Below are 25,499 nucleotides of genomic sequence, written 5' to 3'. Positions count from 1 at the left end.
GTGGGAGGTTATTCCGCTAAAACCACAATAAGGAGGAACTACAAATGGCAAAAAGAGGTAAAAAGTATCTAGAAGCTGCTAAGCTTGTGGATCGTACAGCTGCTTACGCTGTAACTGAAGCAATTGAGCTTGTTAAGAAAACAAATGTCGCTTCATTTGATGCAAGTGTAGAAGTAGCATTTCGTTTAGGGGTTGATCCTAAGAAAGCTGACCAACAAATCCGTGGTGCTGTCGTGCTTCCAAATGGAACAGGTAAAACACAACGTGTGTTAGTTTTCGCTAAAGGTGAAAAATTGAAAGAAGCAGAAGCAGCTGGTGCTGACTACGTTGGAGATTCAGAATTCATTGCGAAAATCCAACAAGGCTGGTTCGACTTTGATGTTGTAGTAGCAACACCTGATATGATGGGTGAAGTTGGTAAATTGGGTCGTGTTCTTGGACCTAAAGGTTTAATGCCAAACCCTAAAACAGGTACAGTTACATTTGATGTTACAAAAGCAGTAAACGAAATCAAAGCTGGTAAGGTAGAATACCGCATTGATAAAGCTGGTAACATTAGTGTTCCAATTGGTAAGGTTTCTTTCGAAGATGCTAAGCTTGTAGAAAACCTACAAACTATGTTTGATACGATGATTAAAGTGAAACCGTCTGCTGCTAAAGGAACGTACATTAAAAACGTTACTGTAGCATCTACAATGGGACCTGGTGTGAAAGTAGACGTTTCTACTTTTGCTTAATAATTAAAGTTGACTTCATTGCGAAGTTTTAATATAATATTCAATGTTGTAATTTAATATCTGTACCGTAGACAGTAGGAGCCAACAAGGCTTAATTTCCTACCGAGGTGTTAGAATAGAAGCAGGATCTTATCTGTGACTACGAAACCTCCATGTCTATTATGCGCATGGGGGTTTTTCTATACGCACGGTATCGGTACAATCCAGTCTTACAGGAGGTGTAACGATGAACAAAGTAAAGGAAGCAAAGCAATCAATTGTATCTGAAATCACAACGAAGCTACAAGGCAGCAAATCAACGGTAGTTGTAGATTATCGTGGTTTAACTGTTGCTGAAGTAACTGATTTACGTAAGCAATTACGTGAAGCAGGCGTTGAATTTAAAGTTTACAAAAACACATTAACTCGTCGCGCTGCTGAAGAAGCAAATGTAGAAGGATTGAACGAATTCTTAACAGGTCCTAACGCAATTGCATTTAGTAGTGAAGACGTAGTTGCACCTGCGAAAGTATTAAATGCTTTTGCAAAAACGCATGAAAAGTTAGAAATCAAAGCGGGTGTCATCGAAGGCAAAATCACAACTGCAGAAGACGTGAAAGCAATCGCTGAACTACCATCTCGCGAAGGTCTACTTTCTATGTTGCTTAGCGTTCTTCAAGCTCCAATCCGTAACCTTGCACTTGCTACAAAAGCTGTTGCTGAACAAAAAGAAGAACAAGGCGCTTAAGTTTCAATTTCGTTTGAGATATGAATGTATTTAAATTATACGCAAATAAGGGAGGATATTTAAAATGACTAAAGAACAAATCATTGAAGCAGTTAAAAACATGACTGTATTAGAATTAAACGACCTAGTAAAAGCAATCGAAGAAGAATTTGGCGTAACTGCAGCTGCACCAGTAGCTGTTGTAGCTGGTGGCGGAGCTGCTGAAGCTGCTGAACAAACTGAATTCGATGTAATTCTTACTGCTGCAGGCGCACAAAAAATCAAGGTTATCAAAGTTGTTCGTGAAATCACTGGTCTTGGCTTGAAAGAAGCAAAAGGTCTTGTTGACGAAACTCCAAAACCTGTTAAAGAAGCTGTATCTAAAGAAGAAGCTGAAGAAATCAAAGCTAAACTTGAAGAAGTTGGAGCATCTGTTGAAGTTAAATAATTTCATTGGTGCCTGAATAAAAAAAGCTCGCTTTTATGCGAGCTTTTTTTATACGGCAAGAAAATTTGAATTTTTTTGATTTGACTAGGCCTGCTTTTCTTGTGTCTAGTTTCCCTGGCTAACTCCAGAAGCCAGGCCCACTTTTCTTGTAAAGGAAGTGATGGAATGTCTGAGCATTATTATTCTAATCAGCCGACGAGCAAGAGTGATCGTCATAAATGGGATTTTTCTCTGCGTGGCCATGTATTCACTTTTTTTTCGGATCACGGAGTGTTTTCGAAGCGTGAGGTTGATTTTGGCTCTAGGCTACTGATTGAAGCATTTCGAGCTCCTGAAGTGGAAGGTGCATTTTTAGATGTTGGTTGCGGATATGGTCCAATTGGATTATCTATCGCAAAGGGTTTTGCGAATAGGCATGTAGATATGATTGATGTGAATGAACGTGCCTTGCAACTTTCAAAGGAAAATGCGACTTTGAATTCAGTAGAAAACGTACATGTTTTTGCAAGCAATCTGTATGAACATGTGGAAGGTAAGTATGCAGCAATTTTATCGAACCCACCTATTCGAGCAGGCAAGAAAACCGTCCATCAAATTTTGGTAGAGGCACATGACTATCTGATTCCAGGCGGAGAGTTGTGGATTGTCATTCAAAAAAAGCAAGGTGCTCCGTCGGCACTTGAAAAATTGAATGAAGTATTTGCATCTGTTGAGGTAGTTGTAAAGAAAAAAGGATATTATATCATAAAATCAAAAAAATATTGACGGTTTTTTTCGCATGTGATAAAATCATAAAATGCCAATATGTATTTTTCCAGGTTTTACTCATGTATATTTTCCCATTTATCGGAAAAGATAGTAAAATCGGTACAGTCAGAAACAAAATTAATGGTTTTCTTTTAAGAAGCCATTTTTCTTTTTTGCACGATATGAAATTCACATAGTGATGTGAATGCTTTAGTTCGTGTTTTTTGCACATTTGTGCATTTATATAATACTCATGATTTGAGGGGTGAAGCAGTTGACAGGTCAACTAGTTCAATACGGACGCCACCGCCAACGAAGAAGTTATGCCCGTATTAATGAAGTATTAGAGTTACCAAATCTTATTGAAATTCAAACCTCTTCCTATCAATGGTTTCTTGATGTAGGTTTGCGAGAAATGTTCCAGGACATCTCCCCTATTGAGGACTTCACAGGAAATCTTTCTCTTGAATTTATTGACTATAGCTTAGGAGAACCGAAGTACTCTGTGCCAGAGTGTAAAGAACGTGATGTGACTTACGCTGCACCACTTCGGGTAAAGGTACGTCTTATCAATAAAGAAACTGGTGAAGTGAAAGAACAAGACGTGTTTATGGGTGACTTCCCGTTAATGACAGAAACAGGAACATTCATGATTAACGGAGCAGAACGTGTAATCGTTTCTCAACTTGTTCGTTCTCCTAGTGTATACTTTAACGGAAAAATTGATAAAAACGGAAAACATGGCTTTACTGCTACTGTTATTCCAAACCGTGGTGCATGGCTTGAATATGAAACAGATGCAAAAGATGTAGTTTACGTACGGATTGATCGTACACGTAAATTACCAGTAACTGTGTTATTACGTGCTCTTGGATTCGGATCTGATCAAGAAATCGTGGATCTTTTAGGCGAAAATGAATATTTGCGCAATACGCTAGAGAAGGACAACACAGATACAGCGGATAAGGCATTGCTTGAAATTTATGAACGCTTACGTCCAGGTGAACCTCCTACAGTGGATAATGCAAAGAGTTTGCTTGTTTCTCGTTTCTTCGATCCAAAACGTTATGATTTAGCGAATGTAGGACGTTATAAGATTAATAAAAAGTTACACATAAAAAATAGACTATTTAACCAAACGCTTGCAGAAACACTCGTGGATCCTGAAACGGGTGAAATCCTAGCGACAGAAGGAACTATACTCGATCGTCGTACATTAGATCGTATTTTACCAGCGCTAGAAAAAAATATCGGATTCAAAACAGCTAGACCTAATGGTGGAGTTGTTGAAGATGAAGTCAATATGCAATCCATTAAGATTTTTGCACCAGATGCAGAAGAGCAACAAATACTTAATGTAATTGGAAATGCCAATATCGATCGTAGTATTAAGCATATTACACCTGCTGATATTATTGCATCTATTAGTTATTTCTTTAATTTACTTTACAAAGTAGGAGACACGGATGATATTGATCATCTAGGAAATCGTCGTCTTCGCTCTGTTGGGGAACTTTTGCAAAACCAATTCCGCATTGGACTTTCTCGTATGGAACGTGTTGTTCGTGAAAGAATGTCGATCCAAGATACGAATGCAATTACACCACAAGCTTTAATTAATATTCGTCCTGTTATTGCATCTATTAAGGAATTCTTCGGAAGTTCACAGCTTTCTCAATTCATGGACCAAACGAATCCACTTGCTGAATTAACGCATAAACGTCGCCTTTCTGCGCTAGGACCTGGTGGTTTGACTCGTGAGCGTGCAGGCTTTGAAGTACGTGACGTTCACTATTCTCACTATGGTCGTATGTGTCCGATTGAAACGCCGGAAGGTCCAAACATCGGTTTGATTAACTCATTATCTTCTTTTGCAAAGGTAAATGAGTTTGGGTTTATTGAAACTCCTTATCGCCGTGTTGACCCAGAAACGGGACGCGTTACTGGTCATGTTGATTACTTGACTGCAGATGAAGAAGATAACTATGTTGTTGCGCAAGCAAACATGCTCCTTTCTGATGATGGAGAGTTCCTTGATGATGATATTATCGCACGTTTCCGTGGTGAAAATATCGTAACAACTCGTGAACGAATTGATTACATGGATGTATCTCCTAAACAAGTAGTATCTGCCGCTACGGCTTGTATACCATTCTTAGAAAACGATGACTCTAACCGTGCCTTGATGGGAGCAAACATGCAACGTCAAGCGGTACCTTTGCTAAATCCAGAAGCACCTATTGTAGGTACAGGGATGGAATACGTATCAGCAAAAGACTCAGGGGCTGCTGTAATTTGTAAGCATCCTGGTATTGTGGAACGTGTTGAAGCGAAGGAAGTTTGGGTTCGTCGCTATGAAGAGGTAGACGGTCAAATGGTCAAAGGTGATTTAGATCGTTATAGAATGCTTAAATTTATCCGTTCCAACCAAGGAACTTGCTATAATCAACGTCCAATTGTTAGTGTTGGAGATCGTGTTGTGAAAGGTGAAATCCTTGCTGATGGTCCTTCCATGGAAAAGGGTGAGCTTGCGCTTGGTCGTAATGTCCTTGTAGGCTTCATGACATGGGATGGTTATAACTATGAAGATGCGATTATCATGAGTGAACGTCTTGTCAAAGATGATGTGTACACATCTGTTCATATCGAAGAATATGAATCAGAAGCACGTGACACAAAGCTAGGACCTGAAGAAATCACACGTGATATTCCGAACGTAGGGGAAGATGCACTTCGTCATTTAGATGAACGTGGTATTATCCGCATCGGAGCAGAAGTTAAGGATGGAGATCTTCTTGTTGGGAAAGTAACGCCAAAAGGCGTAACAGAACTGACTGCTGAAGAACGTCTTTTACATGCAATCTTCGGTGAAAAAGCACGCGAAGTTCGTGACACGTCTTTACGTGTACCACACGGCGGCGGAGGTATTATTCTGGATGTGAAGGTATTCAACCGTGAAGACGGCGATGAGCTTCCACCAGGAGTAAATCAACTCGTTCGTGTATACATTGTTCAAAAACGTAAAATCTCTGCCGGTGATAAAATGGCCGGTCGACATGGTAACAAAGGGGTTATTTCTCGTATCTTACCGGAAGAAGATATGCCGTTCCTTCCAGATGGTACACCGATTGATATCATGTTAAATCCACTAGGCGTACCTTCTCGTATGAATATCGGGCAAGTACTAGAATTACACTTAGGTATGGCTGCTCGTCGTCTTGGTCTTCATGTAGCAACTCCAGTATTTGATGGTGCTCGTGAAGAAGATGTTTGGTCAACTATTGAAGAAGCCGGTATGGCTCGTGATGCAAAAACCATTCTTTATGATGGCCGGTCAGGTGAAGCATTTGATAATCGTGTGTCTGTAGGTATTATGTACATGATCAAACTTGCTCACATGGTTGATGATAAATTGCATGCTCGTTCTACTGGACCATATTCACTCGTAACACAGCAACCTCTTGGAGGTAAAGCTCAATTTGGCGGACAACGTTTTGGGGAAATGGAAGTTTGGGCTCTTGAAGCATACGGAGCAGCGTATACGCTTCAGGAAATTTTGACTGTGAAATCAGATGATGTAGTCGGTCGTGTGAAAACATACGAAAGCATTGTTAAAGGTGAAAATGTTCCAGAGCCAGGCGTTCCAGAATCATTTAAAGTACTAATCAAAGAACTTCAAAGTTTAGGTATGGATGTTAAAATGATGTCCAGCGATGACAAAGAGATTGAAATGCGTGATATCGACGAAGATGACGATCATCAATCTGCTGATAAGCTAAATATCGAAGTTGAAACAACGAAAGAATAATTGGGTATAACCTGTAGATTAAAAGGGAGGTAGGCCCCTTGATAGACGTAAACAACTTTGACTATATGAAGATTGGACTTGCATCACCTGACAAGATTCGTTCTTGGTCACATGGTGAAGTTAAAAAGCCAGAAACAATTAATTATCGTACGTTAAAACCTGAAAAAGACGGTTTGTTTTGTGAACGCATTTTCGGTCCTACAAAGGACTGGGAATGCCATTGTGGAAAATATAAACGTGTACGTTATAAAGGTGTTGTATGTGATCGATGCGGGGTAGAAGTTACACGTGCAAAAGTTCGCCGTGAACGTATGGGTCACATTGAACTTGCAGCTCCTGTATCACATATTTGGTACTTTAAAGGGATTCCAAGCCGTATGGGTCTTGTGTTAGATATGTCTCCTCGTGCGCTTGAGGAAATTATCTATTTTGCATCTTATGTAGTGACTGACACGGGAGATACTCCTTTAGAGAAGAAACAGCTCTTGTCTGAGAAGGAATACCGTGCATATCGTGAAAGATACGGAAATACATTCCAAGCCTCAATGGGTGCGGAAGCGATTAAAAAGTTACTTAAAGATATTGATTTAGAAAAAGAAGCTGACTTTTTAAAAGAAGAATTAAAAACAGCGCAAGGTCAACGTCGTACTCGTGCGATTAAGAGACTTGAAGTAATAGAAGCATTCCGTGGTTCAGGCAATGAACCATCTTGGATGATTCTAGATGTTCTACCTGTTATCCCACCGGAACTTCGTCCGATGGTTCAACTAGATGGTGGACGTTTTGCTACTTCTGATTTAAATGATTTGTATCGTCGTGTTATTAATCGTAACAATCGTTTAAAACGTCTACTTGATCTAGGCGCACCTGGCATCATTGTACAAAATGAAAAACGTATGCTGCAAGAGGCAGTAGACGCTTTAATTGATAACGGTCGTCGTGGACGTCCTGTAACAGGACCTGGTAACCGTCCATTAAAATCCCTTTCACATATGTTGAAAGGGAAGCAAGGACGTTTCCGTCAAAACTTACTTGGTAAACGTGTTGACTATTCTGGTCGTTCTGTAATCGTTGTAGGACCTAGTCTTCGTATGTACCAATGTGGTCTACCAAAGGAAATGGCGATTGAGCTATTTAAGCCTTTTGTAATGAAAGAGCTTGTAGCGAAAGGCTTAGCGCATAACATTAAGAGTGCGAAACGCAAAATTGAACGCTTGTCTCCAGATATTTGGGACGTTCTAGAATCGGTTATTAAAGAGCATCCAGTTTTATTAAACCGTGCACCGACTCTTCACCGTCTTGGTATTCAAGCATTTGAACCAACGCTCGTAGAGGGCCGTGCAATCCGTCTTCATCCGCTTGTATGTACAGCATACAACGCTGACTTTGATGGTGACCAAATGGCTTGTCACGTTCCGCTTTCTTCTGAAGCGCAAGCAGAAGCACGTATGCTCATGCTTGCTGCGCAAAACATCTTAAATCCGAAAGACGGAAAACCAGTTGTTACGCCGTCTCAAGATATGGTATTAGGTAACTACTACTTAACGATGGAACGCGCTGGGGCGATTGGCGAAGGTATGGTATTTAAAGATGTAAATGAAGCATTACTTGCTTATCATAATGGATACGTACATTTCCATTCTCGCGTCGCTGTTGCTGCTAGCTCTGTAAATAACGAAACATTTACAGAAGAGCAAAATGGAATGTTACTGTTAACAACTGTAGGTAAGCTTATATTCAACGAAATTTTACCGAAGTCGTTCCCTTACATTAATGAACCTACGAAATTAAACTTAGAAAAAGAAACACCTATTAAGTATTTCGTTCCAAAGGGTGCAGATGTAAAAGCAATTATTGCAGAGCGAGAAGAAGTAACACCGTTTAAGAAGAAAATCTTAGGAAATATCATCGCTGAAGTGTTCAAACGTTTCAAAATTACTGAAACGTCTCGTATGCTTGACCGCATGAAGAATCTTGGGTTTAAATATTCCACAAAAGCTGGTATTACAGTTGGTGTGGCTGATATCGTCGTATTGGGTGAAAAGGAACAAATCCTACATGAAGCTCAGGCTAAGGTTGATACGGTTACGAAACAGTTCCGCCGCGGTCTAATTACTGAAGAAGAACGTTATGATCGTGTTGTATCCATTTGGAGTAATGCAAAAGATGTTATTCAAGGTAAACTAATGAAATCCTTGAACAAACGTAACCCAATTTTCATGATGAGTGATTCTGGGGCCCGTGGTAACGCATCTAACTTTACGCAACTTGCCGGTATGCGTGGTTTGATGGCTAACCCATCTGGACGTATTATCGAACTTCCAATCAAGTCAAGTTTCCGTGAAGGATTAACCGTACTCGAATACTTCATTTCTACACATGGTGCTCGTAAAGGACTTGCCGATACAGCTCTTAAAACAGCAGACTCTGGTTACCTAACACGTCGTCTAGTAGACGTAGCACAGGATGTTATTGTTCGTGAGGATGACTGTGGTACAGACAAAGGGTTGCTTGTTCATGCTATTAAAGAAGGCAATGAAATTATTGAATCACTGTATGATCGTCTCGTAGGACGTTTTGCTAGAAGAACAGTAAAACATCCAGAAACGAAGGAAGTTCTTGTACGTGAAAATGAATTAATCACTGAAGATATTGCAACTAGAATTGAAGAAGCAGGCATTCAAAACATGTTTATCCGTTCTGCATTCACATGTAACACACGCCATGGGGTTTGTAAGAAATGTTACGGACGTAACTTGGCTACAGGTACAGATGTAGAAGTAGGGGAAGCAGTTGGTATTATCGCCGCTCAATCAATCGGTGAACCAGGAACCCAATTGACAATGCGTACATTCCATACAGGCGGCGTTGCCGGAGATGATATTACGCAAGGTTTGCCGCGTATTCAAGAAATATTTGAAGCACGTAATCCGAAAGGGCAAGCGGTCATTACAGAAATTGATGGTACAGTAGCGGCTATCAATGAAGTGAAAGATCGTCTAGAAGTAGTCGTACAAGGTGCGGTAGAAACTCGTACTTATACGGTTCCTTATGGAGCTCGCATGAAGGTTACGGAAGGTCAAACTGTCTTGCACGGACACGAACTTACTGAAGGTTCGATTGATCCGAAAGAATTGTTAAAGGTATCAGATATTACAGCTGTTCAAGAATACTTGTTGCATGAAGTACAAAAAGTATATCGTATGCAAGGGGTAGAAATTGGTGATAAGCACGTTGAAGTAATGGTACGTCAAATGCTTCGTAAGGTTCGCGTTATGGATGCTGGTGAAACAGACGTATTACCAGGTACATTGCTTGATATTCACCAATTTACAGATGCAAATGAAAAAGTATTACTAGAAGGAAAACAACCTGCTACAGCTCGTCCAATCCTTTTAGGTATTACGAAAGCATCGCTTGAAACAGATTCGTTCTTATCTGCCGCTTCTTTCCAAGAAACAACACGCGTTCTTACTGATGCAGCAATTAAAGGAAAACGCGATGAGCTTCTTGGACTTAAGGAAAATGTTATTATTGGTAAGCTAGTTCCTGCTGGTACTGGTATGAGCCGTTATCGCAAAGTTTCTCTTACTAAGAAAACTCCTGAAGAAGTAAGTGCACAAAGTGACGAAGTTTACGTGGAAAGCTAAAAGTTTTTAAATAAAATTAAACAAATTTCCTTTGCAGTAGTTGACATTTTGTAAATCAAAATGGTACTATTAGCAAGGTTGCTCTTAAAAGGTGTTTTACTGATATAAGAGCAAAGCGCTTCGATGCAATTTATAATTATTTAAAACTGTTTTTGTGAGGAAGAGGATCTTACTTCTTCCTTGCAAAAACTTTGTTTTGAACTATTAATGAACCACCTGGATGTGTGGTCATACAAAGATGTGAAGGGAGGATAACCCATGCCTACTATTAACCAACTAGTTAGAAAAGGTCGTACTGATAAAGTATGGAAATCCAAATCACCAGCGTTAAACAAAGGATTTAACTCTTTGAAGAAACAAGCAACTGACTTGGCTGCACCACAAAAGCGCGGTGTATGTACTCGTGTTGGTACTATGACTCCAAAGAAACCGAACTCAGCGCTTCGTAAATATGCTCGTGTTCGTTTAACAAATGGTATTGAAGTAACTGCTTATATCCCAGGTATCGGCCATAACCTACAAGAACATAGTGTTGTACTTATTCGTGGCGGTCGTGTAAAGGATTTACCAGGGGTACGTTACCATATCGTACGTGGTGCGCTTGATACAGCTGGTGTTACAAACCGTGGCCAATCACGTTCTAAATACGGTACTAAGAAACCTAAAGCTGCTAAGAAATAATACAATTTCATGTTGAAAGGAGGAAATATACATGCCTCGTAAAGGACCTGTCTCTAAAAGAGACGTTTTACCAGACCCGCTTTACAATTCCAAGCTTGTTACTCGTCTTATCAATAAAATGATGATCGACGGAAAAAAAGGTACTTCTCAAGCGATTCTTTATAGCTCATTTGACATCGTTCGTGATCGTTCAGGTAAAGATCCTATGGAAGTATTTGAACAAGCTCTTAAAAACATCATGCCAGTTCTTGAAGTACGCGCTCGTCGTGTTGGGGGTGCTAACTACCAAGTTCCTGTAGAAGTTCGTCCAGAACGTCGTACTACTCTAGGACTTCGTTGGTTAGTAAACTATGCAAGACTTCGTGGTGAAAAGACGATGGAAGAACGTCTTGCTAACGAAATTCTTGATGCTGCTAACAACTCTGGTGCATCAGTGAAGAAACGTGAAGATACTCATAAAATGGCAGAAGCAAATAAAGCATTTGCTCACTATCGTTGGTAAGAATACACTAATACTTGTTCATATAAAGCTGTCGCTTCTCGTTCATCTAGGTAGAGTGAAAAGAAATTTTTCACTCTTCAATGAACGTCTTACATAATGAAGATGTTTTTTGATATACTTACGATGTGTAATGAGAGAGGCAGCTTTTATGCTTGTAATTAAAAAATCCAATCCACTAATAGGAAGGAGAAATAATACTATATGACTAGAGAGTTCTCCTTAGACAACACTCGTAACATTGGTATTATGGCCCACATCGATGCTGGTAAAACGACTACAACAGAACGTATTTTGTTCTACACTGGCCGTGTACATAAGATCGGTGAGGTTCACGAAGGGGCTGCAACAATGGACTGGATGGAGCAGGAACAAGAACGTGGTATTACAATCACGTCTGCTGCTACAACAGCTCAATGGAAAGGTCATCGTGTTAATATCATTGATACCCCAGGACACGTAGACTTCACTGTAGAAGTTGAACGTTCTTTACGTGTACTTGATGGTGCAGTTGCTGTACTTGATGCACAATCTGGTGTTGAACCACAAACAGAAACAGTTTGGCGTCAAGCAACAACTTACGGCGTACCTCGTATCGTGTTCGTTAACAAAATGGACAAGATCGGTGCAGACTTCCTATACTCTGTAGGAACTTTGCATGATCGCCTGCAAGCGAATGCTCATCCAATCCAATTCCCAATTGGTGCGGAAGATCAATTCCAAGCAATCATTGACTTAGTAGAAATGAAAGCTCATTTCTATACAAATGATTTAGGTACTGATATTCAAGAGAGAGAAATCCCTGAAGAATATCTTGAAAAAGCTGAAGAACTTCATGGCTCATTAATCGAAGCACTTGCTGACTACGATGAAGAGTTAATGATGAAATATCTTGACGGGGAAGAAATCACAGCTGAAGAACTAAAAGCTGCGATTCGTAAAGCTACACTAAGTGTAGAATTCTTCCCAGTAGTATGTGGATCTGCTTTTAAAAACAAAGGCGTTCAATTAATGCTTGATGCAGTAATTGATTACTTACCATCACCATTGGATGTACCTGCAATTAAAGGAACACTTCCTGATAGTGATGAAGAAGTGACACGTCCTGCTGTTGATGACGGTCCATTCTCTGCACTTGCTTTCAAAATCATGACAGACCCTTATGTAGGTAAGCTAACATTCTTCCGTGTATACTCTGGTAAAGCGGAAGCTGGTTCTTACGTAATTAACTCTACTAAAGGTAAGCGTGAACGTTTAGGACGTATTCTACAAATGCATGCGAATGCTCGTAAAGAGATTTCTGTATGTTACTCAGGTGACATTGCTGCTGCTGTAGGATTGAAAGATACTACAACTGGTGATACACTATGCGACGAAAAGAATCAAGTAATTCTTGAATCTATGACGTTCCCAGAACCAGTTATTAACGTAGCTATCGAACCTAAATCTAAGGCTGACCAAGATAAGATGGGTACAGCACTAGTAAAACTTGCTGAAGAAGATCCTACATTCCGCGCTTGGACTGACCAAGAAACTGGTCAAACCATCATTGCTGGAATGGGCGAACTTCACCTTGATATCATCGTTGACCGTATGCGTCGCGAATTCAAAGTAGAAGCAAACGTAGGTGCACCACAAGTTGCGTACCGTGAAACATTCCGCTCTCCTGCTCGTGTTGAAGGTAAGTTTGCACGTCAATCAGGTGGTCGTGGACAGTTCGGTCACGTTTGGATTGAATTCGAACCAAACGAAGAAGGTAAGGGTTTCGAATTTGCTAACAAGATCGTCGGTGGGGTAGTTCCTCGTGAATATATTCCTGCTGTACAATCAGGTCTTGAAGATGCATTGAAAAATGGTGTTATCGCTGGATATCCACTAGTAGACGTTAAAGCTGCATTAGTAGACGGTTCTTACCATGATGTCGATTCATCAGAAATGGCATTTAAGATCGCTGCTTCTATGGCTCTTAAGGCTGCTGCATCTAAATGTAACCCAGCTCTTCTTGAACCTACGATGAAAGTTGAAGTAATCATTCCAGATGAGTACCTTGGTGACATTATGGGTGATATTACATCTCGTCGTGGTCGTGTTGAAGGTATGGATGCTCGTGGTAACGCACAAGTAGTTCGTGCAATGGTTCCACTTTCAGAAATGTTTGGATATGCAACAGCACTACGTTCTAATACGCAAGGACGCGGAACATTCTCAATGGTATTTGACCACTATGAAGAAGTTCCACGCAGCATTGCTGAAGAAATCATTAAGAAAAATAAAGGAGAATAATTGATTTTTATCAATTGTTCCAGTATAAATACTAATGTAAGCCTAGAAAGCGGAGCGGCAACCGCTTCTCCGTTTTCTATCCTATATAAAAAACAGGTATATATTAAGGAGGATATAAACAATGGCTAAAGCTAAATATGACCGCTCTAAACCCCATGTTAACATCGGAACAATCGGACACGTTGACCATGGTAAAACAACTTTAACTGCTGCAATTACAACTGTACTTGCTAAAACTGGTGGAGCAGAAGCTCGTGCTTACGATCAAATCGATGGTGCACCAGAAGAAAGAGAACGTGGTATCACAATCTCTACTGCACACGTTGAATATGAAACTGAAACTCGTCACTATGCACACGTTGACTGCCCAGGACATGCTGACTATGTTAAAAACATGATCACTGGTGCTGCTCAAATGGATGGCGCGATCCTAGTAGTATCTGCTGCTGATGGTCCAATGCCACAAACTCGTGAACATATCCTTCTTTCTGGTCAAGTAGGTGTTCCTTACATCGTAGTATTCATGAACAAATGTGACATGGTAGACGATGAAGAATTACTAGAACTAGTTGAAATGGAAATTCGTGATCTATTATCAGAATACGACTTCCCTGGCGACGATGTTCCTGTAGTTAAAGGTTCTGCTCTTAGAGCACTAGAAGGCGACCCTGTATGGGAAGAAAAAATTCATGAATTAATGGCTGAAGTTGATTCTTATATCCCAACTCCAGTTCGTGACACTGACAAGCCTTTCCTACTTCCAATTGAAGATGTATTCTCTATCACTGGTCGTGGAACAGTTGCTACAGGTCGTGTAGAACGTGGTACTGTTAAAGTTGGGGATGTTGTAGAAATCATCGGTCTTGCTGAAGAAAACAAATCTACTACTGTAACAGGCGTAGAAATGTTCCGTAAGCTTCTTGACCAAGCACAAGCTGGTGACAACATCGGAGCTCTTCTTCGTGGGGTAGCTCGTGAAGATATCCAACGTGGACAAATCCTTGCTAAACCAGGTTCTGTTAAGGCTCACTCTAAATTTACAGCACAAGTTTACGTTCTATCAAAAGAAGAAGGTGGACGTCACACTCCATTCTTCACAAACTATCGTCCACAATTCTATTTCCGTACAACTGACGTAACTGGCATCGTTCATTTACCAGAAGGCGTTGAAATGGTTATGCCTGGCGATAACACTGAAATGACAGTTGAACTTATTGCTCCAATCGCTGTTGAAGAAGGTACAAAGTTCTCTATCCGTGAAGGCGGACGTACTGTAGGCGCTGGTTCAGTAGCAAAAATCATTGAATAATTTATAAAAACAATAATGATAGAAGAGCTTAGAACAATTTGTTCTAAGCTCTTTTTGCGTAAAAAATTAAAGATTGGAAGCTATTTATCTTTGTTCCGGCCTTATTTAGGAAAGTATGATAGAGTTATCAGCATTGGTAGTATAGGAAAAGATGTCAAAGAAAGAATACGGTTATGAAAAGATTTATCGTAAATTGTATATATTGTTGAAAATCTTTTTTGCTCCATGTATAATGTTAAAAGTGCTCAAAAAAGTGCCTATGTTATAGTTGCATCTTTGGGTAATACAGTGTATAATTTAAATGTTGGTCTTTGACTGCGTTGAAGTGGAAGGTTACCGACACACCCGGCCGCTTTGCCATGGCGCGTGTGCGGAAAATTTCCATGGAGAATGTCTATTTTTAAAATAGGCGAAGAAGGAGGGAAAATAATGGCAAAAGAAAAGATTCGCATCCGTTTAAAAGCTTACGATCATCGTATTCTTGATCGTTCAGCAGAGAAAATTGTGGAAACTGCAAAACGTTCTGGTGCTACGGTTTCAGGTCCGATTCCGTTACCAACTGAAAAAACTGTATACACAATTCTTCGTGCTGTGCATAAGTACAAAGACTCTCGTGAGCAGTTTGAAATGCGCACGCATAAACGCTTAATCGACATCGTGAACCCTACTCCACAAACCGTAGATTCACTTATGCGTTTAGATCTACCGTCTGGCGTAGATATCGAAATAAAACTATAAATGAAACAAAACACAAATTATTGCAGGAGGTGTGACTCATGACCAAAGGAATCTTAGGAAGAAAGATCGGTATGACTCAAGTGTTTGCTGAAAATGGCGAATTAGTTCCAGTAACAGTTGTTGAAGCTGCTCCAAACGTTGTCCTACAAAAGAAAACGACTGAAACAGATGGCTACAATGCAATCCAATTAGGCGTTGATGACAAACGTGAAAAGCTTGCTAACAAACCTGAAGCAGGACATACAGCAAAAGCAAATACTACTCCTAAGCGCTTCATTCGCGAATTACGCGATGCTAACGTTGAAGAGTACGAAGTTGGTCAAGAGGTTAACGTAGAAATTTTTGCACAAGGCGATGCAGTTGATGTAATCGGTACATCAAAAGGTAAAGGATTCCAAGGACCTATCAAGCGTCACGGACAATCACGTGGACCTATGGCCCATGGTTCTCGTTACCATCGTCGTCCAGGTTCAATGGGACCTGTTGCTCCAAACCGTGTATTTAAAGGCAAAAAACTTGCTGGACGTATGGGTGGAGAACAAGTTACTGTACAAAACCTAGAAATCGTAAGAGTAGATGCAGCTCGCAACCTACTTTTAATTAAAGGTAACGTACCAGGCGCTAAGAAGTCATTCGTAGTGATTTCAAGCTCTGTTAAGGCTGGAAAATAAAAAAATAGAAAGGAGGACATCCAATGCCAAAAGTAACGTTATTTAATCAAGCAGGATCACAAGTTGGTGAAATCGAATTAGCAGAAGCTATTTTCGGAATTGAACCAAATGAAGCTGTACTTTTTGACGCTTTAGTTATGCAACGTGCATCACTTCGTCAAGGTACACATAAAGTAAAAGGCCGTTCTGAAGTACGCGGTGGTGGTCGTAAACCATGGAAACAAAAAGGAACTGGACGCGCTCGTCAAGGTTCAATTCGTTCTCCACAATGGCGTGGTGGTGGTATCGTATTTGGACCAACTCCAAGATCATACGCATACAAATTACCTAAAAAAGTTCGTCGCTTAGCTGTTAAATCTGCATTGTCTACTAAGGTACTTGAAAACAACATTATTGTTCTTGATAGCTTAGCATTTGATGCACCTAAAACAAAAGAAATGTCATCCGTACTTAAAGGCTTGTCTGTAGAGAAGAAAGCACTAATCGTTACTGACGATAGTAACGAAGCAGTTGCATTATCTGCTCGCAACATCCCTGGTGTTACAGTTATTACTGCTAATAGCGTGAACGTGTTAGATGTTCTTTATCATGACAAATTAATCATGACGAAAGCAGCAGTGGAAAAAGTAGAGGAGGTGCTTGCATAATGAAAGATCCTCGTGATATTATTAAGCGCCCAGTTATTACTGAACGTTCTATGGAAGTTACAGCTGAAAAAAAATACACTTTCGATGTTGACGTGAAAGCGAACAAAACGGAAGTAAAACAAGCTATTGAAGAAATCTTCGGCGTGAAGGTTGAAAAAGTTAACATCATGAACTACAAACCTAAATTTAAACGAGTTGGTCGCTACTCTGGTTTAACAAACCGTCGTAGAAAGGCTATCGTGAAATTAACTGCCGACAGCAAAGAAATCGAAATCTTCGAAGGCGTTTAATTCTAATAGAGAAGGAGGGAAACCGAGATGGCAATTAAGAAGTATAAACCAACCTCTAACGGTCGTCGTAATATGACTGCTAGCGATTTCGCTGAAATTACTACTAGTACTCCAGAGAAATCATTACTAAGACCTTTATATAATAAAGCAGGACGTAACAACTTAGGTAGAATTACTGTACGTCACCAAGGTGGCGGACATAAGCGTCAATATCGTGTGATTGACTTTAAGCGCGATAAAGATGGAATTCTAGGACGCGTTGCTACAATTGAGTATGATCCAAATCGCTCAGCTAACATCGCTCTAATTCATTATATTGACGGAGAAAAACGTTACATTATTGCTCCAAAAAACCTAGAAGTAGGTATGGAAATTATGTCTGGCGTTGATGCTGACATTAAAGTAGGTAACGCACTACCTCTTGTTAATATGCCTGTAGGTACAATTATTCACAACATCGAACTTAAGCCTGGTAAAGGTGGCCAATTAGTACGTTCTGCTGGTTCATCTGCACAAGTGCTTGGTAAAGAAGGAAAATACGTATTAGTACGTTTAACTTCTGGTGAAGTACGTTTAGTGTTATCAACATGCCGTGCTACAGTAGGTCAAGTTGGAAACGAACAACATGAACTTATTAAAATCGGTAAAGCAGGTCGTTCTCGTTGGTTAGGCAAACGTCCTACAGTTCGTGGTTCTGTAATGAACCCTAATGATCACCCACACGGTGGTGGTGAGGGCCGTGCTCCTATCGGACGTAAATCTCCAATGAGTCCATGGGGTAAACCTACTCTTGGATTCAAAACTCGTAAGAAAAATAAGGCTTCAGACAAATTCATTGTTCGTCGTCGTAAAAAATAACGGGGTTGAAGTACGGTTCATTAGAACCGTACAGCAATCGCGAAGGGAGGTACAAAAATGGCTCGCAGCTTAAAAAAGGGACCATTTGTCGATGATCATTTAATGAAGAAAATCGAACAATTAGACGGTAATACCGGTAAACAAGTTATTAAAACTTGGTCACGTCGTTCCACTATTTTCCCACAATTCATCGGACACACAATCGCTGTTTATGACGGACGTAAGCATGTGCCTGTTTTCGTAACAGAAGACATGGTAGGTCATAAATTAGGTGAATTTGCGCCTACACGTATGTACAAAGGCCATGATGCCGACGATAAGAAAACGAAAAGATAAAGAGAGGAGGAACTTACATGCAAGCTAAAGCAGTAGCGAGAACAGTTCGTATTGCTCCTCGTAAAGTTCGTCTTGTAGTAGATTTAATTCGAGGAAAGCAAGTAGGGGAAGCGATCGCAATCCTTCGCCATACACCAAAAACTGCATCTCCAGTTGTAGAAAAGCTTTTAAATTCTGCAATTGCAAACGCAGAACATAACTATGAGATGGATCCTAACAATTTGATTGTTAGCGCAACTTTTGTTGATGAAGGTCCAACTTTGAAACGTTTCCGTCCACGTGCTATGGGACGTGCAAGCCAAATTAACAAGCGTACTAGCCACATCACAATCGTGGTATCAGAAAAGAAGGAGGGATAATCGATGGGTCAAAAAGTTAATCCGGTCGGTCTTCGCGTCGGCATCATTCGCGATTGGGAGTCAAGATGGTATGCTGAAAAAGACTTTGCTGATCTTTTGCATGAAGACATTAAAGTTCGCGAATACATTACTGCTCGTTTAGCGGATGCTGCTGTTTCTAAAGTTGAAATTGAACGTGCTGCAAATCGTATAAACGTAACTATTCATACTGCGAAACCTGGTATGGTAATTGGTAAAGGTGGTACGGAAGTCGAAGCGCTTCGTAAAGCTCTTAACCAACTAACTAGCAAGAGAGTACACATTAACATTTTAGAAATCAAAAGAGCTGATCTTGATGCAAAGCTAGTTGCTGAAAACATCGCTCGTCAATTAGAAAATCGCGTATCATTCCGTCGTGCTCAAAAACAAGCAATTCAACGTACGGTTCGTTCAGGAGCAAAAGGTATTAAAACTCAAGTTTCTGGTCGTCTTGGCGGAGCTGATATTGCTCGTTCTGAATCTTATAGTGAAGGTACTGTTCCACTTCATACTCTTCGCGCAGACATTGACTATGCAACTGCAGAAGCAGATACAACATATGGTAAGCTTGGCGTAAAAGTATGGATTTACCGTGGAGAAGTCCTTCCTACAAAAAAGAAAGCTTCTGAGGAAGGAGGAAAATAATCATGTTGATGCCTAAACGCGTTAAATATCGTAAAGAACATCGTGGTAGAATGCAAGGTAAAGCGAAAGGCGGCACTGAAGTTCATTTCGGTGAATTCGGTCTTCAAGCACTTGAAGCACATTGGATTACTAACCGTCAAATAGAAGCTGCTCGTCGTGTAATGGTTCGTTACATGAAACGTGGCGGTCAAGTTTGGATCAAAATTTTCCCTTCTAAGCCTTACACTGCAAAGCCATTAGAAGTACGGATGGGTTCCGGTAAAGGGGCACCTGAAGGCTGGGTAGCAGTAGTTAAGCCTGGTAAGGTAATGTTTGAAATCGCTGGCGTATCTGAAGAAATCGCTCGTGAAGCATTACGTTTAGCTAGTCACAAGCTTCCAATCAGAACGAAAATTGTAAAACGTATAGAAAATGGTGGTGAAGCAAATGAAAAGTAATGAAATTCGTGAATTAACCACTGCCGAGATTGAACAAAAAGTTAAAGCGTTAAAGGAAGAATTATTTAACCTTCGCTTCCAACTTGCTACAGGACAACTAGAAAATACAGCTCGCATTCGTGAAGTACGCAAAGCGATTGCTCGTATGAAAACTGTAGTTCGTCAAAGAGAAATTGGAATTAACGGATAAAATTTGAGGGGAGGTTTGCCTTGTGAGCGAACGCAACCAACGTAAAGTTTACACTGGACGTGTTGTTTCTGACAAAATGGACAAAACGATCACTGTTTTAGTTGAAACTTACAAGACTCATACTTTATACGGAAAACGCGTGAAATACTCTAAAAAGTACAAAGCGCATGACGAGCAAAATCAAGCTAAGATTGGCGATATCGTCAAGATTATGGAAACTCGTCCGCTATCAGCAACAAAGCGTTTCCGTTTAGTAGAAATCGTTGAAGAAGCAGTAATTATTTAATAGACGACTCGGATAATGAGAAATCCGAAGGGAGGTTTCATAGCATGATCCAACAAGAAACTCGTTTGAAAGTTGCCGATAACTCAGGTGCACGTGAATTATTAACAATTAAAGTACTTGGTGGTTCTGGTCGCAAGTTTGCTAACATCGGTGATATCATCGTCGCTAGTGTTAAACAAGCAACACCAGGTGGCGTTGTTAAAAAAGGTGAAGTTGTTAAAGCCGTTATCGTTCGTACAAAAAGCGGTGCACGCCGTAATGACGGATCATACATCCGTTTTGACGAAAATGCAGCAGTTATTATTAAAGATGATAAGAGCCCTCGTGGTACTCGTATCTTCGGACCAGTTGCTCGTGAATTGCGCGAAAGCAATTTCATGAAAATTGTTTCACTAGCTCCAGAAGTTTTATAATTTAAGTATTGCCTTTCTAAGGAGGTGCACAAGTAAGATGCATGTAAAAAAAGGTGACAAAGTACAAGTAATCACTGGTAAAGACAAAGGAAAGCAAGGCGTAATCCTAGCTTCTTTTCCTAAGCAAAACCGTGTCATTGTTGAGGGTGTTAACATCGTTAAGAAGCACTCTAAGCCATCTCAATTGAATCCACAAGGTGGAATTCAAACTAAGGAAGCGCCAATCCATGTATCTAATGTAATGCCATTAGATCCAAAAACTGGTGAGCCTACTCGCGTAGGTTATAAAGAAGTGGACGGTCAAAAGGTTCGCGTAGCGGTTAAATCCGGTGAATCATTAGATAAATAATAAATTTTTTTCGAAAGGAGGTCCCTTCATTGAATCGCCTTAAAGAAAAGTACCAAAAAGAAATCTCAGCTGCTCTAATGAGCAAGTTCAGTTATAAATCAGTAATGCAGGTACCAAAGCTTGACAAAATCGTTATTAACATGGGTGTTGGCGATGCAGTATCCAATTCAAAAGCGTTAGATAACGCAGTTGAAGAATTGACAATGATCGCTGGCCAAAAACCAGTTATAACACGTGCAAAGAAATCAATCGCAGGTTTTCGCCTTCGTGAAGGAATGCCGATTGGTGCAAAAGTTACATTACGTGGAGAAAAAATGTATGAGTTTTTTGATAAATTAATCTCAGTTTCATTACCACGTGTACGTGACTTCCATGGTATTTCTAAAAAATCTTTTGATGGTCGTGGAAACTATACTCTAGGTGTTAGAGAACAGTTGATCTTCCCTGAAATTGATTATGATAAAGTAAGTAAAGTACGCGGTATGGACATCGTTATTGTAACGACTGCAAATACTGATGAAGAAGGTCGCGAATTGTTGACTCAATTCGGTATGCCTTTCCAAAAATAATGGAAGCAAGCGCTAAGTAGAGGAGGCGAAAACGTGGCTAAAAAATCAATGATTGCGAAGCAAAAACGTACTCCAAAGTTTAAGGTTCAAGAGTATACACGCTGCGAACGTTGTGGTCGTCCACACTCTGTATACCGTAAATTCAAACTTTGCCGTATTTGTTTCCGTGAATTAGCATATAAAGGACAAATTCCTGGCATTAAAAAAGCAAGTTGGTAAAACCCGAAAATGGGAAGGAGGTAACACAAATGGTGATGACAGACCCTATTGCAGATATGCTTACTCGCATCCGTAATGCGAACATGGTGCGTCACGATAAATTAGAAGTTCCTGCTTCTAATGTTAAGAAGGAAATTGCAGAAATCTTGAAACGTGAAGGTTTCGTTCGCGATGTAGAATACATTGAGGACAACAAGCAAGGTGTTCTTCGTATTTTCTTGAAATACGGTCCAAATAGTGAACGCGTAATCACTGGATTAAAGCGTATTAGTAAACCAGGTCTTCGCGTATACGCAAAGGCTGACGAAGTACCACGTGTACTTAACGGATTAGGTATTGCAATTGTTTCTACATCTCAAGGTGTTATGACGGACAAACAAGCTCGTCAAGCACAAACAGGTGGAGAAATCGTAGCATACGTTTGGTAATTTTGAAACGAACGGAGGTGTGACAAATGTCTCGTATTGGGAAAAAGATTCTTGAAATTCCTGCAGGCGTAACGATTACAGCTGACGAAAACAACTCTGTAACAGTTAAAGGTCCTAAAGGTGAACTTACTCGTGTTTTTCATGCTGATATGATTATTAAAATCGAAGATAACGTTCTTTCAGTAGAACGTCCTTCTGATGATAAAGCGCATCGTGCTCTTCATGGTACGACTCGTTCTTTGATCGGGAACATGGTGGAAGGTGTTACAAACGGCTTTCAACGTGGTCTTGAATTAATCGGGGTTGGGTACCGTGCTCAAAAGCAAGGCAAAAAACTAGTACTAAGCGTTGGATACTCTCATCCAGTTGAATTTGAACCAGAAGAAGGAATTGAAATCGAAGTTCCTGCTAATACAAAAATCATCATTAAAGGTATCGACAAGCAACGTGTTGGCGAAGTAGCTGCTAACATTCGTGCGGTTCGTGCTCCTGAACCTTATAAAGGTAAAGGTATTCGTTATGAAGGCGAATTTGTTCGTCGTAAAGAAGGTAAAACTGCTAAGTAATTTCGTTATGTGATAGGAAAGGAGTGACATAAATGATCACGAAGCCTGATAAGAATGCCATTCGTAGAAAAAGACACGCACGTGTACGTACGAAGTTAACAGGTACTGCTGAACGTCCACGTTTGAATGTATTTCGTTCTAATCAACACATTTATGCACAAGTAATTGATGATGTTAATCGTGTTACGATTGCAAGTGCATCTACTCTTGATAAAGAACTTTCTTTCGAAGGTACTAGCAACATTACTGCAGCTACAACAGTCGGAGAAGCAGTTGCAAAACGTGCTATTGAAAAAGGTATTAAAGAAGTAGTATTTGATCGCGGCGGATATATCTACCACGGTCGTGTTAAAGCGTTAGCTGATGCTGCACGCGAAGCTGGATTACAATTTTAATGGTCAAAGGAGGGAAAATACATGAATCGCATTGACCCAAGCAAATTAGAACTTGAAGAACGCGTAGTTACGATTAACCGTGTCGCTAAGGTTGTAAAGGGCGGACGTCGTTTTCGTTTCGCTGCATTGGTTGTTGTTGGAGATAAGAACGGCCATGTAGGTTTCGGTACTGGAAAAGCACAAGAAGTTCCAGATGCTATCCGTAAAGCTATCGAAGATGCTAAGAAAAACTTAATTACTGTACCACTTGTTGGCACAACTATTCCTCACGTAATACTTGGTCAGTTCGGAGCTGGATCAGTATTCTTGAAACCTGCCGCAGAAGGTACTGGCGTTATCGCTGGTGGCCCAGTTCGTGCAGTGCTTGAATTAGCTGGTGTTCAAGATATTCTTTCTAAATCTTTAGGATCTAACACACCTGTAAATATGATTCGTGCCACTGTTAGTGGTTTAAGTAATCTAAAAAGTGCTGATGTAGTAGCAAAATTGCGTGGCAAATCTGTAGAAGAGCTACTAGGCTAAAAATAAGGAGGGAAATGAAATGGCAAAGTTAGAAATCACCCTCACTCGTAGTGTAATTGGTCGTCCGCAAGATCAACGTGCAACAGTAGAAGCTCTTGGCTTACGTAAGCTTCAACAAACTGTAGTCAAAGAAGAATCTCCTGCGATTCGCGGTATGATCACAAAAGTTTCTCACCTTGTAACGGTTAAAGAAGCTTAATAATCAATTTTACTATAAGGAGGTGCTTAAGAATGAAACTTCATGAATTAAAGCCTGCTGAAGGTTCTCGTAAAGTTCGTAACCGCGTCGGTCGCGGTATCGGTTCTGGTAACGGTAAAACTGCTGGTAAAGGTCATAAAGGACAAAACGCTCGTTCTGGTGGTGGTGTTCGTCTTGGATTCGAAGGTGGTCAAACACCATTGTTCCGTCGCTTACCAAAACGTGGATTTACGAATGTTAACCGCAAGGAATTCGTAATCGTTAACCTTTCTGCATTAAATCGCTTTGAAGATGGTACAGAGGTAACACCTGAATTATTGCTTGAAACGAGAGTTATTAGCAAAGTCAATAACGGTGTTAAAATCCTTGCAAGTGGTAAGTTAGAAAAGAAACTTACCGTTAAAGCTCACAAGTTTTCTTCAACTGCCGTAGAAGCAATTGAAGCAGCTGGTGGCAAAACTGAGGTGATTTAATGTTTCGCACAATCTCCAACTTTATGCGCGTTGCTGAGATAAGACGTAAGATTTTGTTCACCCTTGCAATGTTGGTCGTTTTTCGCATCGGGACTTTCATTCCGGTGCCGAACGTCAACGCAGAAGTATTAAAAGCACAAGATTCGTTAAATGCACTAGGCATTTTAAACACGTTTGGTGGAGGAGCCTTAAAGAATTTCTCTATCTTCGCGATGGGAATTATGCCATACATTACATCATCCATTATTGTACAGCTATTGCAAATGGATGTAGTTCCAAAGTTTACGGAATGGAAAAACCAAGGTGAGATGGGACGTCGTAAGTTAACTCAATTTACCCGTTACCTAACAATCGTCTTAGCGTTTATCCAAGCCATTGCGATGTCAATCGGATTTAACAATCTAGCAAACGGACAATTGATAGTAAATCCAGGTTGGGCAACGTATTTGTATATTGCGACGGTTTTAACAGCAGGCACGGCATTTTTAATGTGGCTTGGTGAGCAGATCACAGCAAATGGCGTTGGTAATGGTATTTCTATTATCATTTTTGCTGGTATTGCCGCAGCAATTCCAAATATTGTGAACCAAGTTTATATTCAGCAGTTTCAAAACGTTGGAGATCAACTATTTCTAAGTGTTTTGAAAATCGTATTGATCCTAATAGCTGTATTAGCAGTTATTGTTGGTGTTATCTACATTCAACAAGCTACTCGGAAAATTCCGATTCAGTACGCTAAGAGTACAGCAGGAAGTAGCTCATATGGAAATGTACAAAACACACATTTACCGTTAAAAGTAAATAGTGCAGGTGTCATTCCAGTTATTTTCGCTGTTTCTTTCTTGATCACACCACCAACAATTGCTCAGTTTTTTCCGCAAAGTAATGTATCGCAATGGATTATTCAAAACTTTAACTATTCTCATCCTGTGGGAATGATTGTATATGTTGCTTTAATTATCGCCTTTACTTATTTCTATGCATTCGTTCAAGTCAATCCTGAACAGATGGCTGAAAATCTAA

32 protein-coding genes and 1 other annotated feature are annotated in these 25,499 nt (G+C 40.2%); all 32 genes read left to right on the top strand.

Translation table 11 applies throughout. From position 1 onward, the window contains the following. The first annotated feature begins 44 nt into the window (after positions 1–44). Complete coding sequence (rplA, locus tag AC11ZT_RS05010; RefSeq protein WP_484058549.1) at positions 45–737, top strand: 50S ribosomal protein L1; 693 nt, start codon at positions 45–47, stop codon at positions 735–737. 47 nt (positions 738–784) lie between these two features. Further along, positions 785–926 (top strand) — a sequence feature (ribosomal protein L10 leader region). Between the two features lie 37 nt (positions 927–963). Beyond that, positions 964–1,464 carry a 50S ribosomal protein L10 gene (gene rplJ, locus AC11ZT_RS05005; RefSeq protein WP_484058548.1) on the top strand — a complete coding sequence of 167 codons (501 nt, stop codon included), beginning with the start codon at positions 964–966 and terminating at the stop codon, positions 1,462–1,464. A 64-nt stretch (positions 1,465–1,528) separates the two neighbouring features. After that, positions 1,529–1,891, top strand: a complete 363-nt coding sequence (rplL, locus tag AC11ZT_RS05000; RefSeq protein WP_484058547.1) for a 50S ribosomal protein L7/L12 — start codon at positions 1,529–1,531, stop codon at positions 1,889–1,891. Between the two features lie 165 nt (positions 1,892–2,056). Continuing rightward, entirely contained in the window at positions 2,057–2,656 is a 600-nt protein-coding gene (locus AC11ZT_RS04995) for a class I SAM-dependent methyltransferase (protein WP_484058546.1), read from the top strand. 256 nt (positions 2,657–2,912) lie between these two features. Further along, positions 2,913–6,446 carry a DNA-directed RNA polymerase subunit beta gene (gene rpoB, locus AC11ZT_RS04990; RefSeq protein WP_379971381.1) on the top strand — a complete coding sequence of 1,178 codons (3,534 nt, stop codon included), beginning with the start codon at positions 2,913–2,915 and terminating at the stop codon, positions 6,444–6,446. Positions 6,447–6,484: 38 nt separating this feature from the next. Next, a complete protein-coding gene (gene rpoC / locus AC11ZT_RS04985) occupies positions 6,485–10,096 on the top strand; it encodes a DNA-directed RNA polymerase subunit beta' (RefSeq protein ID WP_484058545.1) in 3,612 nt (1,203 codons plus the stop codon). A 258-nt stretch (positions 10,097–10,354) separates the two neighbouring features. Beyond that, positions 10,355–10,777, top strand: coding sequence for a 30S ribosomal protein S12 (rpsL, locus tag AC11ZT_RS04980; protein ID WP_484058544.1), 423 nt, complete (start codon positions 10,355–10,357; stop codon positions 10,775–10,777). A 31-nt stretch (positions 10,778–10,808) separates the two neighbouring features. Further along, complete coding sequence (gene rpsG / locus AC11ZT_RS04975; RefSeq protein WP_484058543.1) at positions 10,809–11,279, top strand: 30S ribosomal protein S7; 471 nt, start codon at positions 10,809–10,811, stop codon at positions 11,277–11,279. 201 nt (positions 11,280–11,480) lie between these two features. Continuing rightward, complete coding sequence (fusA, locus tag AC11ZT_RS04970) at positions 11,481–13,559, top strand: elongation factor G (protein WP_484058542.1); 2,079 nt, start codon at positions 11,481–11,483, stop codon at positions 13,557–13,559. 121 nt (positions 13,560–13,680) lie between these two features. Beyond that, a complete protein-coding gene (gene tuf, locus AC11ZT_RS04965) occupies positions 13,681–14,868 on the top strand; it encodes an elongation factor Tu (protein WP_484058541.1) in 1,188 nt (395 codons plus the stop codon). Between the two features lie 429 nt (positions 14,869–15,297). Beyond that, positions 15,298–15,606 carry a 30S ribosomal protein S10 gene (gene rpsJ, locus AC11ZT_RS04960; protein WP_484058540.1) on the top strand — a complete coding sequence of 103 codons (309 nt, stop codon included), beginning with the start codon at positions 15,298–15,300 and terminating at the stop codon, positions 15,604–15,606. Positions 15,607–15,644: 38 nt separating this feature from the next. Next, entirely contained in the window at positions 15,645–16,277 is a 633-nt protein-coding gene (gene rplC / locus AC11ZT_RS04955) for a 50S ribosomal protein L3 (protein ID WP_484058539.1), read from the top strand. 23 nt (positions 16,278–16,300) lie between these two features. After that, on the top strand, positions 16,301–16,924 hold the full coding sequence (rplD, locus tag AC11ZT_RS04950; RefSeq protein ID WP_484058538.1) for a 50S ribosomal protein L4: 624 nt from the start codon (positions 16,301–16,303) through the stop codon (positions 16,922–16,924). Beyond that, positions 16,924–17,214: a 50S ribosomal protein L23 gene (rplW, locus tag AC11ZT_RS04945; RefSeq protein WP_379971390.1), complete on the top strand. Its 291-nt coding sequence runs from the start codon at positions 16,924–16,926 to the stop codon at positions 17,212–17,214. Before rplD ends, rplW begins: the two co-directional genes overlap by 1 nt. A gap of 27 nt (positions 17,215–17,241) precedes the next feature. Beyond that, complete coding sequence (gene rplB, locus AC11ZT_RS04940) at positions 17,242–18,072, top strand: 50S ribosomal protein L2 (RefSeq protein WP_379971391.1); 831 nt, start codon at positions 17,242–17,244, stop codon at positions 18,070–18,072. A gap of 57 nt (positions 18,073–18,129) precedes the next feature. Next, on the top strand, positions 18,130–18,408 hold the full coding sequence (rpsS, locus tag AC11ZT_RS04935; RefSeq protein ID WP_484058537.1) for a 30S ribosomal protein S19: 279 nt from the start codon (positions 18,130–18,132) through the stop codon (positions 18,406–18,408). Positions 18,409–18,425: 17 nt separating this feature from the next. Beyond that, positions 18,426–18,767 (top strand): 50S ribosomal protein L22, encoded by a 342-nt coding sequence (gene rplV, locus AC11ZT_RS04930; protein ID WP_484058536.1) that lies wholly within the window; start codon positions 18,426–18,428, stop codon positions 18,765–18,767. Between the two features lie 3 nt (positions 18,768–18,770). Beyond that, the gene (gene rpsC, locus AC11ZT_RS04925; RefSeq protein ID WP_379971394.1) at positions 18,771–19,430 is read left to right on the top strand and encodes a 30S ribosomal protein S3; all 660 of its coding nucleotides are present in this window, start codon (positions 18,771–18,773) and stop codon (positions 19,428–19,430) included. Between the two features lie 2 nt (positions 19,431–19,432). After that, a complete protein-coding gene (gene rplP, locus AC11ZT_RS04920; protein ID WP_484058535.1) occupies positions 19,433–19,867 on the top strand; it encodes a 50S ribosomal protein L16 in 435 nt (144 codons plus the stop codon). Further along, the gene (rpmC, locus tag AC11ZT_RS04915; RefSeq protein ID WP_379971396.1) at positions 19,857–20,057 is read left to right on the top strand and encodes a 50S ribosomal protein L29; all 201 of its coding nucleotides are present in this window, start codon (positions 19,857–19,859) and stop codon (positions 20,055–20,057) included. The genes rplP and rpmC overlap by 11 nt, the downstream gene beginning before the upstream one ends. A gap of 22 nt (positions 20,058–20,079) precedes the next feature. Further along, entirely contained in the window at positions 20,080–20,343 is a 264-nt protein-coding gene (gene rpsQ / locus AC11ZT_RS04910; protein ID WP_379971397.1) for a 30S ribosomal protein S17, read from the top strand. A 44-nt stretch (positions 20,344–20,387) separates the two neighbouring features. Further along, positions 20,388–20,756 (top strand): 50S ribosomal protein L14, encoded by a 369-nt coding sequence (gene rplN / locus AC11ZT_RS04905; RefSeq protein WP_379971398.1) that lies wholly within the window; start codon positions 20,388–20,390, stop codon positions 20,754–20,756. Between the two features lie 37 nt (positions 20,757–20,793). Next, on the top strand, positions 20,794–21,105 hold the full coding sequence (gene rplX, locus AC11ZT_RS04900; protein ID WP_484058534.1) for a 50S ribosomal protein L24: 312 nt from the start codon (positions 20,794–20,796) through the stop codon (positions 21,103–21,105). A 29-nt stretch (positions 21,106–21,134) separates the two neighbouring features. Next, the gene (rplE, locus tag AC11ZT_RS04895; protein WP_484058533.1) at positions 21,135–21,674 is read left to right on the top strand and encodes a 50S ribosomal protein L5; all 540 of its coding nucleotides are present in this window, start codon (positions 21,135–21,137) and stop codon (positions 21,672–21,674) included. Positions 21,675–21,707: 33 nt separating this feature from the next. Next, positions 21,708–21,893: a 30S ribosomal protein S14 gene (gene rpsN / locus AC11ZT_RS04890; protein WP_066072337.1), complete on the top strand. Its 186-nt coding sequence runs from the start codon at positions 21,708–21,710 to the stop codon at positions 21,891–21,893. 29 nt (positions 21,894–21,922) lie between these two features. Continuing rightward, on the top strand, positions 21,923–22,321 hold the full coding sequence (rpsH, locus tag AC11ZT_RS04885; protein ID WP_379971401.1) for a 30S ribosomal protein S8: 399 nt from the start codon (positions 21,923–21,925) through the stop codon (positions 22,319–22,321). 26 nt (positions 22,322–22,347) lie between these two features. After that, entirely contained in the window at positions 22,348–22,887 is a 540-nt protein-coding gene (gene rplF / locus AC11ZT_RS04880; RefSeq protein WP_484058532.1) for a 50S ribosomal protein L6, read from the top strand. A 32-nt stretch (positions 22,888–22,919) separates the two neighbouring features. Beyond that, positions 22,920–23,282 carry a 50S ribosomal protein L18 gene (gene rplR / locus AC11ZT_RS04875; protein WP_484058531.1) on the top strand — a complete coding sequence of 121 codons (363 nt, stop codon included), beginning with the start codon at positions 22,920–22,922 and terminating at the stop codon, positions 23,280–23,282. Positions 23,283–23,303: 21 nt separating this feature from the next. After that, positions 23,304–23,804 carry a 30S ribosomal protein S5 gene (rpsE, locus tag AC11ZT_RS04870; RefSeq protein ID WP_484058530.1) on the top strand — a complete coding sequence of 167 codons (501 nt, stop codon included), beginning with the start codon at positions 23,304–23,306 and terminating at the stop codon, positions 23,802–23,804. A 19-nt stretch (positions 23,805–23,823) separates the two neighbouring features. Then, complete coding sequence (gene rpmD / locus AC11ZT_RS04865; RefSeq protein ID WP_379971405.1) at positions 23,824–24,003, top strand: 50S ribosomal protein L30; 180 nt, start codon at positions 23,824–23,826, stop codon at positions 24,001–24,003. A gap of 32 nt (positions 24,004–24,035) precedes the next feature. Further along, a complete protein-coding gene (gene rplO / locus AC11ZT_RS04860; protein ID WP_484058529.1) occupies positions 24,036–24,476 on the top strand; it encodes a 50S ribosomal protein L15 in 441 nt (146 codons plus the stop codon). Further along, on the top strand, positions 24,476–25,499 hold a 1,024-nt coding region (gene secY / locus AC11ZT_RS04855), incomplete at its 3' end, for a preprotein translocase subunit SecY (RefSeq protein WP_484058528.1). The genes rplO and secY, both read left to right, overlap by 1 nt.

Source organism: Ectobacillus sp. (genome assembly GCF_056992975.1).
The sequence above is the reverse complement of the archived record's forward strand: the minus strand, read 5'-3'. Positions and strand labels throughout refer to the sequence as shown.